Annotated in this window: 16 protein-coding genes and 1 pseudogene; 2 read left to right on the top strand and 15 right to left on the bottom strand. The window is 65.3% G+C overall.

What is annotated here, in order from left to right:
* Positions 1–34 precede the first annotated feature (34 nt).
* Genes FQS62_RS17925 through FQS62_RS17945 form a run of 5 tightly spaced genes read right to left on the bottom strand, consistent with a single transcriptional unit; the run spans position 35 to position 5158 of the window.
* Positions 35–2008, bottom strand: coding sequence for a type IV pilus secretin PilQ (locus tag FQS62_RS17925; RefSeq protein WP_049444603.1), 1974 nt, complete (start codon positions 2006–2008; stop codon positions 35–37).
* Between the two features lie 21 nt (positions 2009–2029).
* Positions 2030–2566, bottom strand: a complete 537-nt coding sequence (locus FQS62_RS17930; protein WP_226053694.1) for a pilus assembly protein PilP — start codon at positions 2564–2566, stop codon at positions 2030–2032.
* Positions 2563–3219 carry a type IV pilus inner membrane component PilO gene (gene pilO / locus FQS62_RS17935; RefSeq protein ID WP_208044034.1) on the bottom strand — a complete coding sequence of 219 codons (657 nt, stop codon included), beginning with the start codon at positions 3217–3219 and terminating at the stop codon, positions 2563–2565. Before pilO ends, FQS62_RS17930 begins: the two co-directional genes overlap by 4 nt.
* Positions 3216–4100: a PilN domain-containing protein gene (locus FQS62_RS17940; protein ID WP_049444607.1), complete on the bottom strand. Its 885-nt coding sequence runs from the start codon at positions 4098–4100 to the stop codon at positions 3216–3218. The genes pilO and FQS62_RS17940 overlap by 4 nt, the downstream gene beginning before the upstream one ends.
* Positions 4100–5158 (bottom strand): pilus assembly protein PilM, encoded by a 1059-nt coding sequence (locus FQS62_RS17945; protein ID WP_010484061.1) that lies wholly within the window; start codon positions 5156–5158, stop codon positions 4100–4102. Before FQS62_RS17945 ends, FQS62_RS17940 begins: the two co-directional genes overlap by 1 nt.
* Before the next feature lie 219 nt (positions 5159–5377).
* On the opposite strand from FQS62_RS17945, the gene FQS62_RS17950 reads away from it, so the two are divergent.
* Both FQS62_RS17950 and FQS62_RS17955 read left to right on the top strand, forming a co-directional pair.
* A complete protein-coding gene (locus FQS62_RS17950) occupies positions 5378–7801 on the top strand; it encodes a penicillin-binding protein 1A (protein WP_208044035.1) in 2424 nt (807 codons plus the stop codon).
* A gap of 208 nt (positions 7802–8009) precedes the next feature.
* A complete protein-coding gene (locus tag FQS62_RS17955) occupies positions 8010–8654 on the top strand; it encodes a hypothetical protein (protein ID WP_208044036.1) in 645 nt (214 codons plus the stop codon).
* A gap of 144 nt (positions 8655–8798) precedes the next feature.
* Here the strand turns inward: FQS62_RS17955 and FQS62_RS17960 are convergent, their stop codons facing one another.
* From FQS62_RS17960 to FQS62_RS18010, 10 genes and pseudogenes are all read right to left on the bottom strand, one after another.
* Positions 8799–9548, bottom strand: coding sequence for a hypothetical protein (locus FQS62_RS17960; RefSeq protein ID WP_208044037.1), 750 nt, complete (start codon positions 9546–9548; stop codon positions 8799–8801).
* A 69-nt stretch (positions 9549–9617) separates the two neighbouring features.
* Entirely contained in the window at positions 9618–9809 is a 192-nt protein-coding gene (locus tag FQS62_RS17965; RefSeq protein WP_268922385.1) for a YadA-like family protein, read from the bottom strand.
* Positions 9781–14451: an ESPR-type extended signal peptide-containing protein gene (locus FQS62_RS17970; RefSeq protein WP_268922387.1), complete on the bottom strand. Its 4671-nt coding sequence runs from the start codon at positions 14449–14451 to the stop codon at positions 9781–9783. Before FQS62_RS17970 ends, FQS62_RS17965 begins: the two co-directional genes overlap by 29 nt.
* Before the next feature lie 67 nt (positions 14452–14518).
* Entirely contained in the window at positions 14519–15217 is a 699-nt protein-coding gene (locus FQS62_RS17975; RefSeq protein ID WP_208044039.1) for a pilus assembly protein, read from the bottom strand.
* A gap of 19 nt (positions 15218–15236) precedes the next feature.
* Positions 15237–16343, bottom strand: a complete 1107-nt coding sequence (locus FQS62_RS17980) for a CblD like pilus biogenesis initiator family protein (RefSeq protein ID WP_208044044.1) — start codon at positions 16341–16343, stop codon at positions 15237–15239.
* A 20-nt stretch (positions 16344–16363) separates the two neighbouring features.
* Positions 16364–19087: a TcfC E-set like domain-containing protein gene (locus FQS62_RS17985; RefSeq protein WP_208044040.1), complete on the bottom strand. Its 2724-nt coding sequence runs from the start codon at positions 19085–19087 to the stop codon at positions 16364–16366.
* A gap of 48 nt (positions 19088–19135) precedes the next feature.
* Positions 19136–19642: a CS1 type fimbrial major subunit gene (locus FQS62_RS17990; RefSeq protein ID WP_046984294.1), complete on the bottom strand. Its 507-nt coding sequence runs from the start codon at positions 19640–19642 to the stop codon at positions 19136–19138.
* 377 nt (positions 19643–20019) lie between these two features.
* Positions 20020–21119, bottom strand: a pseudogene (locus FQS62_RS18000) (hypothetical protein).
* A gap of 290 nt (positions 21120–21409) precedes the next feature.
* Positions 21410–22687, bottom strand: coding sequence for a citrate synthase (locus FQS62_RS18005; protein ID WP_208044042.1), 1278 nt, complete (start codon positions 22685–22687; stop codon positions 21410–21412).
* 296 nt (positions 22688–22983) lie between these two features.
* The gene (locus tag FQS62_RS18010; RefSeq protein WP_005410871.1) at positions 22984–23226 is read right to left on the bottom strand and encodes a type B 50S ribosomal protein L31; all 243 of its coding nucleotides are present in this window, start codon (positions 23224–23226) and stop codon (positions 22984–22986) included.
* Between the last annotated feature and the right edge of the window lie 33 nt (positions 23227–23259).

Here is a 23259-nt window from a genome sequence, read left to right on the forward strand (position 1 = left end):
GGCGGCCCTTCTTCGTTTCGCCGGTGGCGCGGGCTCAGTTCTGCTTGGCCACGCGCAGCACCTTCGGGGTGACGAACACCAGCAGCTCGGCCTTGTCCTTGTTGCGGCCACGCTTCTTGAACAGATTGCCCAGGAACGGCACGTCGCCCAGGAACGGTACCTTGCTGATGCTGCTGCGGTCGGTGAACTCGTACACACCACCGATGACCACGGTCTGCCCGTCCTCGACCAGCACCGCAGTATTGACCTCGCGGCGGTTGATCGACGGCACCGTGCCATAGCCCTGCAGTTCGATCAGGCGGTCGACTTCGTCCTTCTTCACCTGCATGTTGAGGAACACGCGGTTGTCGTTGGTGATGGTGGGGGTCACCCGCAGCTCCAGCACCACTTCCTTGAACTGCACGTTCGGGGTGGAACCGGCGCCACCGGCAGCACCGGCGCCGCTGATGGTGACGTAACCGATTTCCTTGCCCTGCTTGATCATCGCCTCGCGCTGGTTGGTGGTAACCACGCGCGGGTTGGAGATCACTTCACCACGTGACTCTTCCTGCATGGCCGACAGCTCCACGTCCAGCAGGTAGCCTGCGTTGAGGATCGACAGCGCCAGCGAGCCCGGGTTGTTGGCCGCGGCCACCGGCAGGTTCCAGTTCAGCCCGCGCTTGATGGTCGGGCCACTGGGAATCGGCGCCGGGCCGACGCTGCCACCGGCCTGCCACTCACGGACTGCCTTGGCGTTGGCCTGCGCGGTATCCACCTGCGACTTGCGGGTTTCGGCATTGGCATCCAGGCTGCCGCTGAAGTACACGTTGTCGCGGCTGCCGCTGATACCGAACTTCGCACCCAGCTCGCGGGCGAAGGTATCGGTGGCGATGACGATGCGGCTTTCGATCAGCACCTGGTCCACAGGGCGGTCGATCACCCCGATCAGCTCACGCATGCGCGCGATCTTCTTCGGGATGTCGCTGATCATCAGCGTGTTGGTGCGCTCGTCGGCGACGATGCGGCCGCGCGAGGACAGGAAACCACTGTCCTCCTGCGACGAACCGCCACCACCACCATTGCCGCCACCACCGCCGCCACCGATGCCCTTGGCCTCGGTCAGCGCTTTGAAGATCTGGGTGGCGCTGTGGTAGTTGATCTGGACGTAATCGGTGACCAGGTCTTCGCGGTTTTCGATGGCGATGCGCGCGTCTTCCTTCTCCTGCTCGAACTTGGCCAGTTCGGCCTGCGGCGCCACCCAGATCACGCTGCCGTCGCGGCGCTTGTCCAGGCCCTTGGCACGCAGCACGATGTCCAGCGCCTGGTCCCACGGCACGTTGACCAGACGCAGGGTCACATTGCCCTGTACCGAATCGGACGCCACCACGTTGAGATTGGATTCCTCGGCGATCAACTGCAGCACCGTGCGCACCGGCACGTCCTGGAAGTTGAAGGTCACCGGCTTGCCGGTGAAACCGCGCTGGCCGACAGCCTTGGCAGCCTGGGTGACGCTGCCGGCAGTGACGGCACCGACAGCGGCCGGAGCCTGCCGCGGGCTGATCTCCACCACGTACTCGTTGCCGCTCTGGTAAGCCAGCGACTCCACTGCGCCACCGGTGCTGAGCACCAGCTGGGTGCCGGCACCGGACGGCTTGGCGTCGATGCGCTGCACCGGCGTGGCGAAGTCGGTGACGTTCATCGGCTTCTGCAGGTTGGCCGGCAGTCGGGCGTTGCCGACGTCGACCACCACGCTGTTGCCCTGCGTGCGCAGGTCCGGGACCGCGCCCTGGCCGTCGAACTGGACGATCAGGCGCCCGGCGCCGTCATCGCCACGCTTGAAATCAATCTTGGCCACCGACAGGCCCGCCGGCGCTGTCGCCGGGGCCACGGTGGCGCCCACCGGCTTTTCCGCCGGTGCGGCGGCCAGCGCCGGAGCGCAGGCCAGCATCAGCGCGACTCCCAACGCGCTGACACGGTTCAAGGTAGAGCGCCGGATGGGACGCAGCCCCTTGGCTTGGTGAAAGGTCATCGTGCTATCCCCAGTAAACGATCATTGATCTTCAAGCGAGAGCGTTGCCGGCCGTTCCAGCCAGCCGCCCGCGCCATCCGGCACCAGTTCGATCAGCTCCACGCGGTCTTCGAAGACCGCCGTGACCCGCCCGTCGCTCTGCCCGAGGTAACCGCCCGGGCGCACCCGGTAGGTCACCTTGTCCGGCCCCATCACCAGCGCGACGGTGCCTGCACCGGTGCCGATGGTACCGACCATGTCCAGTGCATCCAGCGGGAAGCCTTCCAACGGCTCCTTGCGCCGGTTCGGATCCGGACGCAATCCGCCATTCCCCTGCTGCGGATTGGTCCAGGCATCGGTGAACGGATCGCGCATGCCCTGCGCGGAGTATTCGAAGGTCTCGAACTGCTGCATCACCGGCAGCGGCTCCAGTGGCTGTGCCGGTCGCGCACGCTCACCCTCCACCCACTTTTCAAGATTCGGCGCATCACCCGGCGTGCTGGTCACGCCGCGGCCGCAGGCGGCCAGCAGCAGCACGGCGGCCACCATTCCACAACGTGCGAAGAAGGAACGGATCACTTCTTGTCCTCCTTGCCGGCTTCAGCCTTCTGCTGTTCCTGCACCTCGGTCTCGTCCAGGTAGCGATAGGTCTTGACCGTGCCGGACAGTTCCAGCGCGCCACTGCGGACGTTGCCGCTGGTCTTGTCCTTGGGCTTGAGGTTGATGTCGTGCATGGTCAGGATCACCACCCGCGGCAGCGAGGCCACGCCGCTGACGAACGCACCGAACTGGTGGTAGCTGCCCACCATCCGCAGCTTGATCGGCTTCTCGGCGTAGAACTCCTTGACCTGCTCCTGCTCCGGCTCGAACAGCTCGTTGGTCAGGCCGCTGGACAGCGCGGTCTGCGAGATGTCGATGATCAGGTCGGGCATTTCGGTCTTGCTGGGCAGCTGCCGCAGCATCTGCTGCAGCACCTGCTCCATCTGCGCCAGCTGCTGCTTCAGCGGCGCCAGGTTCACCGCGCGCTCCTGCTGCTTGGTGAACTCCGAACGCAGCTCGGTTTCCTCCGATTCCAGGCCGGCCAGTTCCTCACGCTTGCCGCTGATCAGCAGCATCCACGCAACGAACATGATCACCACCGCCAGCAGCGAGCAGAAGACGATCTTGGCCTTCTGCGGCCAGTTGCCGATGTCGTTGAAATCCAGGTTCTTGAGATCGATCTTCTGGCTCATGCGCGGTCCCCCTGCAGCGGGGCATGGAAGGCCTGCGGCGGCTGCGCCAGGCGGCTGCCCTCAGGCTTCGGAGCGGGCTGGGCAGCCGGTGCGGCCGGTTGGTTCGGCTTGGCCGGTGCGCTGGCCGGGGCAGCAGCAGGTGCCGCCGGCGCCGGTGCACCCGGGCTCGCTGCCGGGCCTGCCGCCGGAGCCGCAGGGGTGGCCGCATCCGGGCCTGCGGCAAGCGGTGCCACTGGCGCCGGCGCTGCCGTTGCCACCGAGCCGTCTGCGTTCAGACCGGGCGTCGCCGCCACTTCTTCGCTCTGCGCCGGCAGCTTCACCTTGACCACGAACACATAAGGCAGCGCCTTGATGTCCGCAACAGGGCCGGTCTTGCCGTCCTTGTCCTTTTCGGGGTCACGCGCTTCGATGATCGACAGTTCCGGGTTGGTCATCCAGCCGGAGGTCTCCAGGTTGCGCATGTACGCCGAAACACGGGCGTTGGACTGGGTGCGGCCTTCCAGGGTCAGCACGTCGCCTTCCTGCTTCAGCGCGGTCAGCACCAGGCCATCGGGAATCGTGCGCACCAGCGCATCGAACAGGTGCACCATCTGCGAGCGCTTGGCCTGCAGTTCCTCGATCACCTTCTTGCGGGCCAGCAGGCGCTCCTTCTGCGCGTCAAGGCGGTCGATCTCCTTGTTCTGTTCCTTGACCTTCTCGATCTCGGCTTCCAGATAGGCATTGCGGTCCATCTGGCCGCTCACCTGGCGGTCGTAATAGAACCAGATCAGCAGCGACAGCAGCAGGCCACCGATCGCGGCCATGCCCAGCATTGCGTAGAACTCGCGCTGGCGTTGCTTGCGCCGTTCGGCGCGCCAGGGCAATAGATTGATGCGTGCCATCAGTCGAAGCTCCTCAGCGCCAGACCGGTGGCGATCATCAGCGCGGGGGCATCCTGGGCGAGCGCATGCGCGTTCACCTTCGGCCCCAGGGTCATCTGCGCCAGCGGGTTGGCGACCACGGTCGGCACGCCCAGCTGTTCCTCGACCATCTCCGGCAGCCCGCCCAGCACAGCGCAGCCGCCGGCCAGCACGATGTGGTCAACGCGGTTGAACTCACTGCCTGCATAGAAGAACTGCAGCAGGCGGCTGATCTGCTGGACCGTGGCTTCCTTGAACGGTTCCAGCACTTCCATCTCGTAGCTTTCCGGCAGCCCGCCCTGGCGCTTGGCCAGGCCGGCTTCCTCGTAGCTCAGGCCGTAGCGGCGCATGATCTCGTCGGTCAGCTGCTTGCCACCGAACACCTGTTCGCGGCTGTACAGGCTGCGGCCACCACGCAGGACATTGAGGGTGGTCATGGTGGCGCCGATATCGACCAGCGCGACCACGCCCTCGATGGACACCGGCAGCTCGCTGGCGACCAGGGCGTAGGCGTTCTCGACCGCGAAGGCCTCCACGTCCATCACCTTGGCCTGCAGGCCACCCAGTTCCAGGGCCGACTGGCGCAGTTCCACGTTTTCCGAACGCGACGCGGCCAGCAGCACCTGGACCATCTCCGGATTGTTCGGGATCGCCCCGATCACCTCGAAGTCCAGGTTCACTTCCTCGATCGGGTACGGAATGTAGTTGACCGCTTCCAGCTCGATCTGGGCTTCCATGTCGTTTTCGTCGAGCTCGGCCGGCATCGGGATCACCTTGGTGATCACCGCCGAACCGGCGACGGCAGCAGCAGCCAGCTTGGCCTTGCTCCCCGAGCGGTTCATCGCCCGGCGGATGGCCTCACCCACGGCCTCCACTTCCACGATGTTCTTCTCCACCACCGCATTCGGCGGAAGAGGTTCCACAGCGTAATGTTCCACACGAAAACGGTTGCCACTGCGGGACAGCTGCAAAAGCTTTACCGCAGTCGAACTGATGTCGACGCCCACAAGCGGCGACTGACTTTTTGGGATGAGCCCCACGGTTTCTCCCCTGCCGACGGGCACTTGGACGCAAGACCTGCGCCCGAGCATTAATAACGTATTCTTAGCAAATGGCAACGGCCCTGCTGTGAAGTCCCTCACGGATTCACCATGCAGCCCCTGACTGTTCCCCTTGCGCTCCCCGGCGACGACCCCAGCCGCCACCTTGCGTAATCTATACTCTGCGACCACGAAATTCGCAATCGGAATCTGAACCCGATGACTCGACTCCGCCGCTGGCTGCGCTGGATCTTCCTGATTGTCCTGGTCCTGGCGCTGATCGGCGCGGCCGCCGTGGGCGGTCTGTACTACGCCGTGTCCTCCAAGCTTCCCGACGTGCAGACCCTGCGCGACGTGGAAATGCAGGAGCCGATGTACGTCTATGCTGCCGACGGCAAGCTGATGGCGGTGTTCGGCGAGACCCGGCGTACCCCGATCACCATGAAGGACGTGCCCGAGCGCCTGAAGCAGGCCTTCCTGGCCACCGAGGACGCCCGTTTCTACGAGCATGGCGGCGTGGACTACATGGGCATCGGCCGTGCGGTGTGGCTGCTCGCCACCACCAACGACAAGCGCGTGCCGGGTGGTTCCACCATCACCCAGCAGGTCGCCCGCCAGTTCTTCCTCAGCTCCGAGTACAGCTACACCCGCAAGCTGGCCGAGATCCTGCTGGCGCGGAAGATCGAGTCCGAGCTGAGCAAGGACGAGATCTTCGAGCTGTACCTGAACAAGAGTTTCTTCGGCAACCGCGCCTACGGCGTGGCCGCCGCGGCCGAGTTCTACTACGGCAAGAAGCTTAACGAGCTGGACCTGGACGAAATGGCCTCGCTGGCCGGCATCCCCAAGTTTCCGTCCTCGGGCAACCCGATCTCCAACCCGGAGCGTGCCCGCCAGCGCCGTGACAACTATGTACTGCAGCGCATGGCCGACCTGAAGTTCGTCAGCCAGGCCGAGGCCGACGCGGCCAAGGCCGTGCCGATGCACGCCACCGCGCATGAGCCGCCGGTGCAGGTCGATGCCCCTTACGTGGCCGAGCTGGTGCGCCAGGAAATGATCGCCCGCTTCGGCGGCGATGTGGTCAACAAGGGTTACCACGTCACCACCACGATCGACTCCACCCTGCAGACCGCCGCCAACCAGTCGGTGCGCGACGGCCTGCTGCTGTACGACCACCGCCACGGCTGGCATGGCGTGGAGAAGCAGGTAGCGGTCGGTGCCGGTGAAGACGCCGCTGCCCTGGCCGAGCACCTGCGCGGCATGTTCGGCCAGGCCGGCCTGCTGCCGGCCATCGTCGCCAGCACCGGCGCCGATGGCAGCGCCACCGTGGTGCTGGCCAACCGCAGCGAGATCGTGCTGCCGGCCGGCGCTGCCAAGTGGACCAACAAGACCCCGGGCAAGCTGGTGCAGCGCGGCGACATCGTGCGCGTGCGGGCCGGTGCCAAGGAAGGTGAGTGGCTGCTGGACCAGATCCCGCGCGGCCAGTCCGCGCTGGTCTCGCTGGATGCCCACAATGGCGCACTGAAAGCGCTGGTCGGTGGCTTCAGCTTCTCCGGCAACAAGTTCAACCGCGCCACCCAGGCCCGTCGCCAGCCGGGTTCGAGCTTCAAGCCGTTCGTCTACGCGGCCGCCTTCGACAAGGGCTACAACCCGGCCTCGATCGTGCTCGACGCCCCGGTCGTGTTCCGCGACCGCCGCGGCAAGACCTGGGCCCCGCAGAACGACGGCGGCGGCTTCCGCGGCCCGATGCGCCTGCGTGAAGCGCTGGTGCAGTCGCGCAACCTGGTCTCGGTGCGCCTGCTCGATGGCATGGGCGTGGACTACGCGCGCAAGTACATCAGCGAGTTTGGTTTCGCCGAATCCGAACTGCCGCCGAACCTGTCGATGTCGTTGGGTACCGCTTCGCTTACCCCACTGTCGGTGGCCCGTGGCTACGCCGTGTTCGCCAATGGCGGCTCGCGCGTGGACACCTGGCTGATCGACCAGGTCAATGACCGCGACGGCAACCTGGTATTCAAGGAAAACCCGGCACTGGCCTGCCGCGACTGCGCAGGCAGCAGCGACCAGCCGGTCAACCAGGTGGTGGACGGCTTCAACTTCGGCGCCCCGGCCCCGAAGGTGGACCCGGCCGCTGCGGCCAAGACCGAAGCCAAGACCGAAACCCCGGCCGCGCCGGTCAACCCCGATGCCCGCACCGCCCCGCGCGCGATCGACGCCCGCACCGCCTACCAGCTGGTGTCGATGATGCGCGACGTGGTCCAGCGCGGTACCGGCGTGCAGGCCAAGGTGCTCGGCCGCGAGGACGTGGGCGGCAAGACCGGCTCCACCAACGACCACCGCGACGCCTGGTTCTCCGGCTTCGGTGGCCCGTACGTGACCACCGTGTGGGTGGGCCGCGACGACTTCCGCTCGCTGGGCTACCGCGAATACGGTGGCAAGGCCGCCCTGCCGATCTGGATCGACTACATGCGCACCGCGCTGAAGGACACCCCGATCGCGCAGAACGACCCGCCCAGCGGCATGGTGCAGGCCACCCTCAATGGCGCCACCGAGTGGGTGAAGGTGGAAGACATGGACCGCCTGACCGACTACGACCTGAACCTCAATACCCCGCAGGCCGACGCCGCCGCGTTCGATATCTTCTGAGGAAAGGTGCGATGGGTGCCAACCGTGGGTTGGCACCGATGCTGCCCTGGTAGATGCCAACCTTGGTTGGCGCCCCGTGCCGACCAAGGTCGGCACCTACCAGAGCGTTGGTGGGTGCCAACCGTTGGTTGGCATCTCCGCGCCATACCCACGCAGATGTCACATCCGTGCGCTAGTCTGTAGCCAGGTCGCAACAGGGAGTCATCGCATGCATCGCGCCCGTCAGCATGCTGCCAGCCAGACCCGCGAGCGGCGCCACCGCCTCGCCCACGAAGCCGCCCGCCTGATGGCCGAAGGCGGCATCCGCGACTACCACCAGGCCAAGTTGAAGGCCGCCAGCCGGCTCGGCATCCACGACGATGCCTCCCTGCCCCGCAACACCGAGATCGAAGACGCCCTGCGCGAGTACCAGCGGTTGTTCTCCGGGCCGCAGCACGGCAACGAACTGCAGCGCCGCCGCGAAGCCGCGATGCACGCCCTGGAGTTCCTGCACGGCTTCGCCCCGCGCCTGGTCGGCCCGGTACTGGATGGCACCGCCGACGCCAACAGCCCCGTGCAGCTGCACCTGCACAGTGACGACCCGGAAGCCGTGCATCGCTTCCTGGACGAACATGGCATCCCCGCCGAATCACGGACACGTCGTCTGCGCATGGACCGCGAACGCTGCCTCGACGTGCCGGTGTGGGTGTTCAGTGCCGAAGAGCTGACCTTCGACCTGGCCGTGCTGCCCTACGACGCCCTGCGCCAAGCGCCGCTGTCGCCGGTGGATGAGAAGCCGATGCGGCGCGCGTCCGTGGCGCAGTTGCGGCAGGTGCTGGCCGAGGCGGAGATCACCGCGTATATCGGCGGGTGACGGTAGCGCCAGTCTTGGTGGGTGCGGACTGTTGGTCCGCACTGCATTTCAGACTTCCGGATACCTGACCGAAGAGCAGCCGAGCGTGGGCTCGGCTCTACAGGAAGCGTGGCATCCGCGGGCGCCACCTAGCATGGCAGTGCTCTACAGTGGCATGCCATTACCGGTCGTCGGCTCCGGGCCAATCAACCACTCCGGCAGCCACGGTGCGGGTGCGCGCTTGGGGTACTCCGCCATCATCCGCGCGTGCATGGTCTGCAGATCGTTCAACAGCCATACCTGGTGAAAGATGTCACTGAACGAATCCGACCAGCCGCTCTTCACCCGTTGGCGATCGCCGCTCGTGAGACCGGGCACCAGATCACGCGGGCCCTCCAGAATGGGTTGCAACGCCCTGTTGATGCCCGCGTTCTCCGTCGCGGCCTCACGCAGCTGGCTGATGTGCGCCTGCACCCGTGTGCATTGATACGGCACGCAGCCCGCGGTCGCCTCGATGTAATCGGCGATATCCGCCAGCAGGTTCGCCTTCAGCCGCCATGCCACCTCGCCATCCAGCACTTGCCGCACCCGCATCGTACGCACCGTGCTGGCCCGGATCTCCTCCGGCGTGGAGAACGGCTTGCCGGGGGGAGTACCACCATGGCGCACCAGAACAATCCTGTGGATCGCCTCGTTGGTGATGCCCTCCACCCGTAGCGCAGCTACCTGCGGATGCATGCGCGGAAGCGGCACATTGCTGAACCGCCAGTAGTACCAGAGTAACGCCACTACCCCCAGGAAGCACAGCACGCTGGCAAGCATCCAGACGTCCAGATGCCGGGTGTGGTAGTAAAACCGTGCCCGCCAAACGTAGAACGTGCGGTAGCTGATGAATCGACTCACCCATCGGTACATTGCCATCTCCTCGGCAAGGACCCCGGCGCGGCGGGGCTCGTTACGCGCACCACGCCGGGGCGCCATGGCTTACCAGCCGATGCCCACACCCACGCCCATGCTGCGTTCACCGCTGTTGGTGAAGGCACCATTGAGGCTGAAGGTGGCTGAGCCCTTGTCGTTGAGTACGCGCTGGTAACCCACCGCCATGGCCGACTCGCCCTCGGCGTAGCCCACACCCGCGCCAAGGCGGTTATAGGTGGCCAGGCCAGCGGTGTTCATGGCCATGGCCGTCTGCGCACTGCTCATCGCCGCCATGCGGTTGAAGCGCTTGTCCATCTTGTCCAGGCGGCGCTCGAAGTTGCTGATCGCACCATCGGTGTACTCGTTGGCGCGGGCCAGCATTTTTTTCCAGCTCGGCGGTATCAACCTGCGGCGTGGGCGCGGGCGAATCGTCCTTCTTCGACTTTGGCTGCGGTGCAGGCGAAGCGCCCTCGCCCGCCGAAGCGACCTGCGGCGAACCGCTGGCTTCCCGGCTTGGCATGATCTCTTCGGTCGGTGCCGCCGACGCCGTGGCCATTGCACGCGCCTGCGGCTGGCCGTCCACGCGCTGCTCCAGGCCATCGATGCGACCGTTGAGCTGCTGCTGCACGGCATGCAACTGGCCACCGTTGACCGCCTCGCGGCTGCCGGCGGCGATCAAGCCGTTGGCGACGTTGGAGATGACCATGCCGTTGGCGCCCGCCAGGGTGAGCTGGGCGGTGCCGTCGCTGCGGATGGACGGAGATTCCTGGAACACCGAGCGGAGCTGGGTTTCCACGCGATCGACGCGGGAGCCGGTGGTGACTACGGCCGAGTCGAGCGTGGCGAGGGCTTCGTTGATGGTGTTCTGGTGCTGGCCCTGGACGTTGAAGCCGGGAGTGGTGAGGTTGCCATTGGCGTCTATGTTGCCGCCGAGGGTAGCGAGGGCACTGCTGAGCTGACCAATGGTGGCTGCATTGTGGCTCGCGATGCCGTTGGCGATGTTGGTCAGGCGACGCTGATGGCCGGATGAACCGAATGAAGCGGTATTCGCCTCAGTGGCAATGGAGTAGGCGCCAACGGCGACTGACATGAGCGCGCCGGTTCTGACCTCTGCGCCGGCTCCCAAGGCAACACCATTCGATCCGTAAACGTGGGAACTGACTCCGAGTGAGAAGCCCTGCACCGCCCCCTCATCTACGTACGCCGCGCGTCCCAAGGCTACCGAGTTCTTCCCTCCCGCCGTTGCCCAAGCACCTACAGCGACGCCGCCTTCTGAACGCAGTGACGCTTTTGCATTCTTGCCAACAGCCAGCCCAGCCGGGCCCGCTTCAGCTGGATACTGTCCCTCCTCGGGCATCCAGCCAAATGCAATGTTGCCGCTTCTGTCTTCGATAGAGTTCAGTCTCAGGTTTGTTGCATACAGCTGGCTCCCGCGCACCACATCCGAACTATCAGCGGAGAGGTGCGCATCGGCAACACCAGTGAGGCGTGCGCCGCCGAAGTCGATGAGGTTTCCATCTCTGGCCTCACTCAGCAGACTATTCTGATCCGAGCTCCAGTCGCGCTGCATTGCATCCAAGTCGCGTCTATTACGCTCAATCTTCTGCTCAGTGGCATGCAGCTGACTCCCAGTCACCGCATCACGGCTACCCGCGGCAATATGCCCATCGGCAAGATTCGACAGAACCATGCCATGCGCGCCAGCCAGGTTCAGTTGGCCGATTCCATCTGCGCTGGTTGACGGCGACTGTTGGAATGTCGCGCGCAGCTGGCCTTCGACGCCATCTACTCGGCTATCGGACCTGAGCACCGCGCCATCGAGCACAGCCAAGGCGTCACCCACGCTGTTCTGCGTACCACCCTGTACATTGTAGACAGGAGCAATGACATCGCCTCCTGAGCCAAAGCCGGCGCCTCCCCCAAGCATTGCCAGTGCGTCACTGACCTGACCAATCGTCGATGCATCACCTTCATTCACACCCCGAGCGACATTCACAACCCGACGCTTCAAAGCACCTTGTCCAACTGAGACCGTCATCGCCTCAGTTGCAATGGAGCCGGCGCCCACGGCGACACTGTTAGAAGCAGCTTCGGAAACAGAGCTTCCGGCACCTATTGCAACGCCCTTCTCCGACTCAACGGATGCCCTAACTCCTAGCGCGAAGCCATCCTCAGCCTTTCCCGCGACACTTGAAGCCCTACCCAAGGAAACTGAGTTCTTTCCCGCTGCCATCGCGAAACTACCAACCGCCACCGCTCCTTCAGCCTCGGCTCTCGCCGAATCCCCGACCGCGACCGCGATCAATCCCGCAGCCGCGCTATCGGCCGGTCCACCGCCGCCTACAGCAACGAACTTTCCGGCGCCTTCAAGTGCCGAGATCTTCTCGTTGGCCGCAAACAACTGCCCACCATTCACCGCATCGGTACTGGCCGCAGAGCTGACATCCCCCGCCGCCACTCCCGATACGCGCGCACCTTCCATGTCCACAAGCAGGCGATCGGCACTGAACTTCACCACTCCATCCAGATCCGGATCGAAGTTGTCCACGTCCGTACGAAGCTGATCGATGGCGGCGCGGTTGGCCGCGACGCGCTGGTCCTGTGCCGCGAGAGCCTGGGTATGCGTTGCCAGCTGCTGGCCGTGCAGCACCAGTGACTGGCCCTGCGTGGAAACAGACTGGTTGGTGGCATGAAGCTGCTGTCCGGTCACGACATCGGTACTGGTGCCGCTCAGCACGCCGTTGGCAACGTTGTTGACGCGCCGCTTCGCGCCGTCCTTGTTGGCCACATCCACCACGGTGCCAGTGTTGTCTGCGCCCAGGCGCACATTGCCCGTGGCCGATACCTGACTGACCAGACCACTCAACGCTGTGGCCCTGCCCAGCGCGTTGTCAGCAGTGGTCTTGGCCGCAGTTGCCGCCGTTTGTGCGGCATTGGCCGCATTCTGTGCAGTCGTCACATTGGCATTGGTAGCGTTGAGCTGCTTGCCGGTCACGGCCTCGGTGCTGGACGTACTGAGCGTACCGTCGGCCAGATTGACCAGCTTGCGCTTGATGGCGCTGCTGCCGATCGAAATCTGATTGGCGGCACTGGTCTGCGAGCCATTGCCCAACGCCACCGAACCATTGTGCTGAGCCAAGGAGCGATCACCAATGGCCACGGCACTCTCGGCCGACGCTCTGGCCAGATTGCCCATCGCAGTCGAGAAGGGAGCGCTTGCTTGGGTACCACGCCCCAGTGCAGTGGACTGGCCAGCACTGGCGTTGCTCTGGTACCCGACAGCGGTGGCATGCACCGCATTGCCCTTTGCCCCATTGCCAATGGCAATGCCGCGGTCGCCCTCCGCTTGGGATTCAAGGCCTACCGCAACGGCACCGTTGCCGCTGCGCGACATTGCCCCCACCGACACACCCGCATTGGCGTTGGCAACACGGTTCCCGTCCTTGTCCACGCCAGACCTTGCGTCATCACCCAGCGCGACGCTCTTGCCGTTGTAGCTCTTGGCGTTGCGCCCCAATGCAGTGCTGATGCCATAAGCATTGGACTCTGCAAGCGCACCGCCACCCAATGCCAGCGCTTCTGCGTTGAGTCGGCTGTTGACCGCATCAACACCGGCCTTTGCCGCACTCGCGGTTGCCGCCGCGGTCGCCACCGATGCATTGGTCGCGTGTAACTGGTTGCCGGTGATCGCGTCGGTACTGCCCGCCGCAATCACGCCATCGGCAAGGTATTGGATCCTGCGCTTGTTGCTGCTGTTGCCCACCGACACCGTATTGGCACTGGAGGTCACCGAGTTGGCGCCCAGTGCAACCGAATTTCCGTGCGTTGCCGTTGCCCCGCGGCCAAGCGCGGTCGTACCGCTGCTGCTTGTCTTGGCCTGATAGCCGATGGCAACGCCGTCATGCGTGGAACTGGCGCCCCCGCCCAAGGCGACGGCACCCGTCCAGCCGCTGGTGCCCGCGGAGGCGCCTGCACCGATGGCGATGCGGGAGATACCCGGACCGGACGCTGTGCGTGCACCCCCGCCCAGCGCAATGGTATCGTCGCCATCAGCTTTTGAGCCAACGCCCATCGCTAGCGCACGGCTACCCACTGCTTGGGCAGCGTTGGCATTGGTCGCCGCAGTCCCGGTCGCCAGCAACTTCTGACTCTGGCTCACGCTGGCCAGCGCCTGCTGCGTAGCGTGCAGCTGCCTGCCGGTCACAACCTCGCTGCTGTTTGCGTCGATTGCACCGTCGGCAACGTATACGATTTTGCGCCGCATGCCGCCGTTACCGACCGACACCTGATTGTCGCCGTAGTCGTTGGAATCCGCTCCCAGCACGACGGAGTTGCGCCCGGCTGCGAGCGCGCCGCTCCCCAAGGCGACCGCGTTATGCGCATACGACTTCGCATCATTGCCCACCGCGACGCTGCCGAGCTCCCAGGCAACCGCCTTGTGCCCCAGCGCGGTCGCGTATTGCCCATTGGCATCGGCCCGGTAGCCAAGTGCCACGCCGTAGCTGTTGGAGAAGGCCGATACACCGACCGCGACCGCCCTGTCACGGGCACCGGCATACGAACCGAGCTGGACGAAATCGCTGTAGGCCAGCGGAAGCGCGTTCGCGCGGGAGAACGCTCGCCCGCTGGGAGCGGTGGCGGCATCTTCGTGCGCAAGCATGGCGCTTGTGTTGAACGGGCCAAAGGCAACGTAGAGGGCATCTTCCGTCCACTCATCAGCGCTTGTTTCGGAATGACCCGCTGTGGCTGCCATGACCGATGCCGGCAGCATGGCCAGCGTCAGCGCCAGTCCAGGACCACGCGATGTGTGCCTGCGCGTGCCGCGCGCTGCCGCCAGTTCGCTTGCAACCACCCAGCATTGGCGGGCGGCGGACCAGAGTCGTCGATAGATCTTGTTCATGGGATTCTCCTTAACAAACGAAACAGAAGGAACCGCTGTGGCACCAAGCCACAGCGGCGTGATGCATTCAGAGCGCGACGTTGTGCAGGTGCTCGCGATAGCCATCGCGGGTCAGCCGATAGCGCAGCTGCAGCGTGTGGCCCGGCTGCAATGGGAACGGCAGCTCCAGCGCGCTGCCGGGGTACAGGCTGCGCGAGACGTCATGTGCGGTGCAGCGCGCACCATCGCAGTCAGCGATGCTGGTGATGCCCACGCGTACCGTGCCGGTGTTGCGCAGCTGGTTTCCCTCCACCTGCACGTCCATCGTCGATTGCGCGGGCAGTACATTGACCAGTGCGCCCCAGACCAGGCTGACGCCGACATTGGCCTGGGCACTCTCACCCTCGCCTGCCGGGTCCGCACGTTCGGGGCCGCGCACGCCCTCGAAGTACACGCGGTATGCCGTTTCCTTTTCGACCGGCTGCAGCGGAATCACACGGATCAGCCGGTTGCCGCCACCGGCGAGGGCGAACTTTCCCGGCGTGATGGCGATGGCGGCCTCATTCGGCTCCACCTCAACCTCCTGTTCACCTGCCCCCGCCGGGTCGACGATGCGCTTGATAGATGCCTGCACGTACTGCGGTTGGGTGGACTGCGAGTAGATGCGTATCTGTGCGCCTTTCTTCGCGTCTACCGACGTACGCATGGGGTGCACGGTGAGATTGGCATGGGCAGGCAACGCCATCAGCAGCGACAGGGGCAGCAGGCAGCGGACTAGAGGTTTCATCGGGGACTCCATGTGGGGTTCAGGGCGTGACGGTGGGAACACGCAGCTCCACCTTGAGATCGCCGCTGTAGTAGCCGGGGCGCTTGGTGCTGACCGGCACGCGCGGTGTTTCCAGCGTCAATGGCGTAGGCACGCAGAACACCGGCTGCGTCATGCCGGGCAGCAGCACCAGGCGCAACCTTGCGGTATCGATGCCATGCAGCAGCTGCTCCACGCCGTTGCGCATGGGCACTGCACTGCCGTTGTGATCCAGGGTGACGGTGTAGTCCACGCGCTGGGTGGCATCACTGCCGCCATCGACGTGCCATACCGAGTAGCCCGAGGGCCCGGGAGGTTGCGCGCCGCTGTCACGCACGGTGACGCCGAGGTAGCTGCTCTGCGAGCCAAGCCCGTCGTACAGGCACATGTCGAGCTGGGTACGGCCACCGATGGTCTGCGCGATCGGGTCGTACTGCAGGTTCAGGCCGACGTGCGGGGTGACTTGATCGAAAAGCGGGAAGTAGATGGAGACCGCGTTCTTGTCTGTTACCGCAAGCGCAAGATCAAACGTATACGTTGCGATATTCAAATGAGATGGTGTATGCAGTGAAAGAGCCAGCTGAGCCGTCCAGTTCCCTGCAACCAACCTCTCAAGCTGCTTTCCTTGCAGCTCCATTGACACAGCCGTTCCCACTGGTTTCCCGAAGCAGGGCGTGAAACTCGATGACCAAATCAAGCGAATTAAACTATCCCAGTAATCAAGGCTACAGGCTGTTGTTGCTTCGCCTCGACGCAGCTCTGCTACCACATCAAGATCTTCTGTCATTCCACTTCGTCGTTCGGTAAATCGAAGCGGAATAACACTCTTGATGCTTGTCGCATTCTCAAGCGTGTCATTGACCGGACATTTCCCCTGTGCCGAGTCACTGCTTGATCTGCAGGTCAGATACAACCTTCCGTAGTCAAGCGTCCCAAGCAGTTCATAGCCCAGCACAGTCCTCGGCGCCCACAACTCGATATCTCCTGGCATCGCAGAGCGATCCCAACTCATCACGATGTCCCGGTGCTCGCTCGACGGATGCGTCTCCGGCGGCTGTTGCGCCATCGCCCTCGGCACCAACACCACCAGCCCACACAACACCGCCATCACCCACCACAACCGACGGCTCACTTCGCACCCCCCGCTGCTGCGGTCTGTGGCGTGGCGGCGATCAGCGCCTGCTCCTGCAGCAACCGCACCACCCGTGCCTGGTGGCGGATGTCGGCCGGCAGCTGGGCCACGGCCAGCGGCTCGCACTGCACGGCGCCTACCAGCATCACCACGCTGCGGCGCTCGCGCACCTGCAGCGGGCAGTGCAGCAACCGGTCGTCCTGCAGCAGGTACAGGGTCTTCTCGCGTCGTGGGAAGTCGGCCACGAAACCTCCATTGCTGCCGGTGCCGGGCACCGGCGCGTTGAGAATGCGGGCACCGCGCAGCGGTGCGCCGGCGATGTCCTGGGCGTTGCCGATGAAGGTGTAGGTCACTTCAATCGGCACCGGCATGCGCACCAGCCGGCCCGGTGACAGAAACAACGGACGCGCGCCGCCCACACCGCTCACGCGCACGGCGGCGATACTGTCCAGGGCGCTGGCGTCCTGCACTTCAGCGCGGTGCGACTGGTAGGCGGATATCGGCAGCAGCCGGCGCTCGCCCAGCTTCAGTCGCTGCCGGCGCAGCCCGCCCACCTGCAGCTCGGCGGCAACGCCGGTCAGGTCCAGGTCGTCGGTGTCATCCACCTGCACCGCCAGCCCCGCGTCGGCGCCAACGCCAGCGCCCCAGTACACGCCGCGCTTGCCGATGGCCAGGCCGGAACTGTGCGTGGCGCTGTACGCCACTTCGTTGCCACCCTGGTGCTGGTAGCGCGACACCGTGGCACCGGTCTGGCCGATGCGGTTCTGCAGCTGGGTACTCAGCGTGGCGCTGTAGCGCTCGTTGTTGTTGCCGCGCAGTTCGCCCGATACCTCGCGGTACTGATCCTCGTATTCCTGGCGCAGCGTCTGCCCGGCGCTGTAGTTGATGTCCGGCCGCGCATGCTGTGGTTGCCGCACGTCCACGCCATAGCGTCGCTGCGAACTGCCGCGGTCATCGTGCTGCAGGCGGTTGAGGCTGAAATTGAGGTAGATGCCGCGGTCACGTCCATCGCGCAGTCCACCGCCGCTGGTCTGCTGCCACACGCCGATGCGGCTGGAGACACTGAACTCGCCCCAGCGCTGGCTGCGGCTGTAGCTGGCCTGCCAGGTGCGGCTGAGCTGCGGTATGCGCGTGGGCTGTGGCATCCACGGCGGCAGCAGCGGGTCAAGTCCGGCCAGCGGATCATCATCCAGCCCCGGCCGCACGGTGCCTGCACGCCAGGTCTGGCGGCGCGTATAGGCCACGTAGGCGTTGCCGCCGGCCACCGGCAGCGCCATCGAGGCGCTGAGCGAATCGGCGCAGCCGAGCCGGTCGCGCGCGTCATCCTCGAACTGGCAGGCACGGCCGCGCATGCGCTGGTGGTACACATTCCACGAAGCGCGGCGACGGTAGGAAACCTGATGCTGCTGGCCACGGCTGCCATCGCTGCCGTGCATGCCACTGAAGGTGGCGCGGACTTCCTGGGTGGCAAACACATGGCGCAGGTCCACCCGCAGTTCGCCGTAGCTGAAACCGCCCACGTCGGCGATGCCAGCGGTCATGGCCACGTTGCGCCCCATCGGCACGCGCAGGCCGCCCATGGCCGCCAGTTCGTCGTCAAAGCGGTCGCTGCGGCGCTCGTTGCGGCGGCCGCCCTGCAGGAACCACTGCACGCTGCTGTCGGTCCAGTCACCGCCCTTGTCGAACGGCGCGTCCTCGTTGCGTACCAGCACGCCGTCTTCGTAGATGCGCAGGCTGACGGTGTAGTTGCCCATGGGGAACCGGCGCGTATCGAGCTGGTTGATGCCTGCCTGCAGGTAGAAGGTCTGCAACAGGCGCTCGCCATCGAACGCATCCACACGCGCATCGCGCGCCAGCAGCACGGTGAGGGGCGTGGCCTGCACGGCGGCGGCGGAGTCCACGTAGGCCTGCGTGGTGCCCAACCGCAGGCCCTGGAAGCGATCCATCGGCAGCATGCTGAAACTGAAGGTGCCGCCCTGCGGGCTGCTCAGGTTGCGGCGGTCCATGCGCCCGGCCTGCAGGTAGTGCTGCTGGCCCAGGTCATGGCGGTAGTAGGCGTTGTCGAGCTGGAAACGGCGGCTGGCAAGGCCGCCGCGGTAGTGCTGCTGGCTGAAGGTCCAGTCGGCGGACAGGTGCCCGCGCTGGAACACGCCCAGTGCGCCCATGCCTTGCGCGGCCAGCGCCTGGTAGCCCCGGCCACCGCTGACATTGAAGGTGTGCTGGTGCAGGAAGGCGTTCTCGGCATTGGCGCTGACCTGGTGGTAGCGCTCGGCGGCCGGCTCGCCGGGGATCCATTGGCGGGCGACAAACAGGCGCACGGCGCCCTCGCCTTCGTCATACAGCGCGCGCACGGCAGTGGGCTCCTGGGGAGGATCGATGTACCCGCAACCGGCACTGGCACCGCCGTAACGGCACGCCAGATGACTGTTGCGCGGCAGCGGCTTCGACAACGCCGGCAGCAGCGCAGCCTGCGCTTCGGCGGACAGCTGCAATGCCTGCAGCGCTTCGGCCGGGGTTTCCAGCTGCACGTGTTCCAGGGTCACGCGCACCGGCACCAGCCCGGTCGAACGACCGAACAGTCGGATCTCCAGTTGTTCGGTCTGGCCTTCGACCAGATCCTCGAAACCGGCGGGAACGCCGCGCGCCGCGACCAGGGGAGTGGCCAGCGACAGGGCGAGCGCGACCGCCAGCCGGGTGACGGCGGGGGCGGGAGCATTCATGGGATTACCGGATGCAGCCGGCCCGGCAAGCGGGCCGGCGCGAGTGCCTTACGGGCTGGTGGTCTTCTGCTGCATGGCGATGGTGACGATGCCTTCGTAGCGGCCACCGCGGGTGATCGGCGCTGGGCTGGTCTGCGCGATACGCAGCGCCATCGGAATCGACGCACCGGGCATGGCGCCATCGAACAGGTCGGATGCGGTGAAATCCTGCGCCGCCACGGTCAGCGCCCTGCCGTTGAGGCTGACGGTCAGCGGCACCGGCGTGCCGCCACCATCGGTGTTGAGCAGCTGCGGGGTGCTGCCAACACGCACTTCGATGTCCTTGCTTTCATCGTTGGAGTAGATACGCACCTGCTGCGACCAGGGCACCAGGCCGCTGACCGGGTTGTGGACCATGTTGACCACCGAATCCAGCGCCGTGCCATCGGCCTTGAGCAGGGCCAGGGTCGGATCGACGTTGGCCCAGACCTTGATGTCGGCGTCGAATGCATTGGCGGACAGCGAAACGGTGGCCAGCGCTGCAGCGAGCGCGGCCTTCTTCAGGATGGAGTTCATGGTGTCTCTCTCGGACGGTGGGATATGAGGCCTCCAGTGCGGAGGCATCACCCGCCTGCGTGGGGGCGGGCGACGGAGAGAATGGTAGGCAGCGCCCTACCCTGCGGCCATTCAAGCTTTCCTAAATAGATGCGTGTTAAGGAGATTCCTTGAAGGCGCTCAATGTTTGAGGGCTATGCAATTGTCCTCACCAGTCCTTTGCAACAACCCTCATTGCACTGACACCAAAATGCATCAGGCCGCCGTTCGGCGGCCTGATGCGATGAACGGTGCGGTGCCTAGAAGAAGATCGCGTACAGGATCAACAGCGGAATCGGCACACCCAGGAACCAGAGCAGAAGCGTTTTCATGGCAGGTCTCCTTGCATCAGATGGGGGTTACAGGTCGCGGCGACGGCCGCCCCAGGTGGCGCTGAGGCTGGCGAAGAACGCGCCGATCAGCAGGGTGATGAACAGCCACAGCGCGGCATAGGCCGTTGCCTTGCGGGCATCGTCGGCAGCCTGCTTGGCGGTGGTCTTGGCCTTCTCCAGCGCAGCACGCATGCGGGTCTGCACGTCGGTCACACGGGCCTGCGCTTCGGCCGGGCTCATGCCCGTCTCGCGCGCGATCAGCTGCGACAGGTACTGGGTATCGGCCGGGTCCAGGCCATCCCCCTGCAGACTGTTGACGATGATGCGGTTCACTTCGGCACGGACTTCGCGGCGGTCGCCCATCGGGCCATTGCCCGGCATCGGTCGCGGCGGCGGCGGGGCCGTGCGGGCGTCACGTGGGCCAACGCTGGCGGCGGCCGGGGCGGCGGCGGTGCGGCAGGGTCCATCGGGCTGGTACCCGGCGCTGCGCCCGCTGCCGGCGCAACCGGAGGTGCACCGGCAGCGTCCGGGCCCGCCGTGGTGGCACTGCGGAACAGCGAATCCACCCAGTAGTTGAGGTCGCTCTCCGGTGCGCCTGCAGCAGCGCTGCCAGCTCCGGCCACGGCAGCACCGGCAGTGGTGGCAGCGGCGCCTGCGGTCGCACCGGCAACCTTTGCGCCGGCGCCCAGCACGCCACCGATGGCCGAGGTCAACAGGCCAGCAGTGAGCAGAGTCGCCACAGCCCAGGACACGAAGCCGTGCGCGGTGTCGCGGAAGTAGGTTTCATCGCCGTGCAGCTGCGTCCACTTGGTGCGCAGGCGACCGGCCAGATAACCACCCAGGCCGGAAGCGGCCAGCGCGGTGAAGGTCAGCCAGATGATGCTGGACCAGCCGAAGGTTTCCTTGCTGACGCCTTCGAACGACCACGGTGACACCGAGGACAGACCAAGGCCTACACCCAGGATGAGCAGGATGAGGGACAGTGCAGCGGCGGCAACGGCGCCGGCCAGGATCGCGCCCCAGGACACTGCGCTTTCGCTGGTGGGCGGCACGATGGGTGCGGTAACGACAGCGGCGACGTCGGGACCGAGCGGGCCGCGCTCGGGTGGATCGAATCGGGTACTCATGGGGTGGATGCTCCGTATCAGTGCTGCGGGTGCAGCTGGCGTCCTGAGGCTGCGCGAGCGCTTGTGAAGCTGGCGAGACCCTTGAATCACGCGGTCTTGGCGCGGTGAAGAGCGTGCCAACCAAGGTTGGCACCTACCAAAAAGCGGGAACGCGGTAGATCCATGCCACGCGTGGATGATTTTTCCCGAGTGTCGAAAGCGTGCCAACCAAGCTTGGCATCCACCAGAGCCGAAGCAAAAAAAAACGCCCCGCAGATGCGGGGCGTTCTCGGCACAACCTACGCGGGCGATCAGCCCTGGTAGTCGCGCACGTCGCTGCCGGTGTAGACCTGGCGCGGACGGCCGATCTTCATTTCCGGGTCGACCTGCTGTTCCAGCCAATGCGACACCCAGCCGGAGGTGCGGCCTAGGGCGAACATGACGGTGAACATCTCGGTCGGGATCTGCAGCGCCTTGTAGATGATGCCGCTGTAGAAATCGACGTTCGGGTACAGCTTGCGGGCGACGAAGTACTCGTCCTGCAGCGCGGCCTGTTCCAGCTTGACGGCCACGTCCAGCAGCGGATCCTGCACGCCCAGCTGCTTGAGCACCTTGCTGGTCATCTCACCGATGACCTTGGCGCGCGGATCGAAGTTCTTGTAGACGCGGTGGCCGAAGCCCATCAGGCGGAAGCCGGAGGTCTTGTCCTTGGCCTTGACCACGGCGGACTCGACGTTGTCGGCGCTGCCGATCTCTTCCAGCATCTTCAGCACGGCTTCGTTGGCGCCGCCGTGGGCCGGACCCCACAGCGCGGTGACGCCAGCGGCGACCGACGCGTACGGGTTGGCACCGGTCGAACCGACCAGGCGCACGGTCGAGGTCGAGGCGTTCTGCTCGTGGTCGGCGTGCAGGATGAACAGCAGGTCCAGCGCCTTGACCACGTCCGGGTTCAGGTCGTACTGGCCATCAGCCGACTCGAAGGTCTGCTTCAGGAAGCGGCTGACGTAGTCCAGCGAAGTGTCCGGCTTGTTGGCCGGCAGGCCCTTGCCATGGCGGTAGATCAGCGCCGACAGGGTCGGCACCTTGGCGATCAGGCGCACGGCGGCCTGGCGGCGCTGTTCGGCGTCGGACAGGTCCAGAGAGGCGTGGTAGATGGCCGACAGCTGCGCGATTGCAGCAGCCAGGATGGCCATCGGGTGGGCGTCCTTGGCGAAGCTGCCGATCAGGGTGTTGATCGACTCATCGACGTTGGCTTCAGCAGCCAGCTCGTCGGTGAAGGCCTTCAGCTGCTCGGCGCTCGGGCGCTCGCCGTTGATCAGCAGGTAGGCCACTTCGACGTAGCTCGACTTTTCCGACAACTGTTCGATCGGGTAGCCGCGGTACAGCAGCACGCCCTTGTCGCCGTCGATGTAGGTGATGGCGGACTTGCAGCTGGCCGTCGCGGTGAAACCGGAATCGTAGGTGAAGTACCCCGTTTCCTTGGTCAGCTTCGCGATGTCGACGCAGTCGTTGCCAAGGGTGGGTTTGATGACGGGCAGAACGACCGACTTATCGCCGGCGTTGAGCGTGACCTGATCAAGATCGGACACTGTGTGCGCTCCTTCATGGGAAGGCGCCTGCCCAAGCGCATTGGTCAGGCACGTGAATGACGTCCTCGGCCTGTGCCGGGGATCACGCCATTATCGCACAGCAGCATTTGCCCGGCGCTAGACAGAAGTCGTAGACGACAGGCGGCCAGACGCCGGCCGTTGAGCGGCCCGGATCGGCAAAAGCGTTGTCACCCGAACGCAGTGTTCCGTCCATCCAAACGCCCGTTGGGTTGGCGTTGGGGAAAAACAAACGGCCGCGCAGAGCGCGGCCGTCGGTTCGAAGCTGGATCGACAGATCAGCGCGCGTAGCGCTTCTGGAACTTGTCGATACGGCCCGAGGTGTCGATGACCTTGTGCTTGCCCGTATAGAACGGGTGCGAAGCCGAGGAAATTTCAACCTTGACCAGCGGGTATTCGTTGCCGTCTTCCCACTGGATGGTTTCCTTCGTCGCCATGGTCGAGCGGGTCAGGATCTTGAAATCGGAGGTGACGTCATGGAAGACGACGTCGCGGTAGTTCGGATGGATATCGGCCTTCATGGGCTCACACCGTAAATGGGCTGGTGGTCAAGA

The organism is Stenotrophomonas sp. SBJS02 (genome assembly GCF_020428325.2).
Taxonomy (GTDB): Bacteria; Pseudomonadota; Gammaproteobacteria; order Xanthomonadales; family Xanthomonadaceae; genus Stenotrophomonas; species Stenotrophomonas africana.

Excerpts from the sequence above, each read along its gene's own strand:
- FQS62_RS17925 (WP_049444603.1), bottom strand. The coding sequence starts at position 2,008 with ATGACCTTTCACCAAGCCAAGGGGCTGCGTCCCATCCGGCGCTCTACC.
- pilO (WP_208044034.1), bottom strand. The coding sequence starts at position 3,219 with ATGAGCCAGAAGATCGATCTCAAGAACCTGGATTTCAACGACATCGGC.
- FQS62_RS17940 (WP_049444607.1), bottom strand. The coding sequence starts at position 4,100 with ATGGCACGCATCAATCTATTGCCCTGGCGCGCCGAACGGCGCAAGCAA.
- FQS62_RS17950 (WP_208044035.1), top strand. The coding sequence starts at position 5,378 with ATGACTCGACTCCGCCGCTGGCTGCGCTGGATCTTCCTGATTGTCCTG.
- FQS62_RS17955 (WP_208044036.1), top strand. The coding sequence starts at position 8,010 with ATGCATCGCGCCCGTCAGCATGCTGCCAGCCAGACCCGCGAGCGGCGC.
- FQS62_RS17960 (WP_208044037.1), bottom strand. The coding sequence starts at position 9,548 with ATGTACCGATGGGTGAGTCGATTCATCAGCTACCGCACGTTCTACGTT.
- FQS62_RS17965 (WP_268922385.1), bottom strand. The coding sequence starts at position 9,809 with ATGAACACCGCTGGCCTGGCCACCTATAACCGCCTTGGCGCGGGTGTG.
- FQS62_RS17970 (WP_268922387.1), bottom strand. The coding sequence starts at position 14,451 with ATGAACAAGATCTATCGACGACTCTGGTCCGCCGCCCGCCAATGCTGG.
- FQS62_RS17975 (WP_208044039.1), bottom strand. The coding sequence starts at position 15,217 with ATGAAACCTCTAGTCCGCTGCCTGCTGCCCCTGTCGCTGCTGATGGCG.
- FQS62_RS17980 (WP_208044044.1), bottom strand. The coding sequence starts at position 16,343 with ATGGCGGTGTTGTGTGGGCTGGTGGTGTTGGTGCCGAGGGCGATGGCG.
- FQS62_RS17985 (WP_208044040.1), bottom strand. The coding sequence starts at position 19,087 with ATGAATGCTCCCGCCCCCGCCGTCACCCGGCTGGCGGTCGCGCTCGCC.
- FQS62_RS17990 (WP_046984294.1), bottom strand. The coding sequence starts at position 19,642 with ATGAACTCCATCCTGAAGAAGGCCGCGCTCGCTGCAGCGCTGGCCACC.
- FQS62_RS18010 (WP_005410871.1), bottom strand. The coding sequence starts at position 23,226 with ATGAAGGCCGATATCCATCCGAACTACCGCGACGTCGTCTTCCATGAC.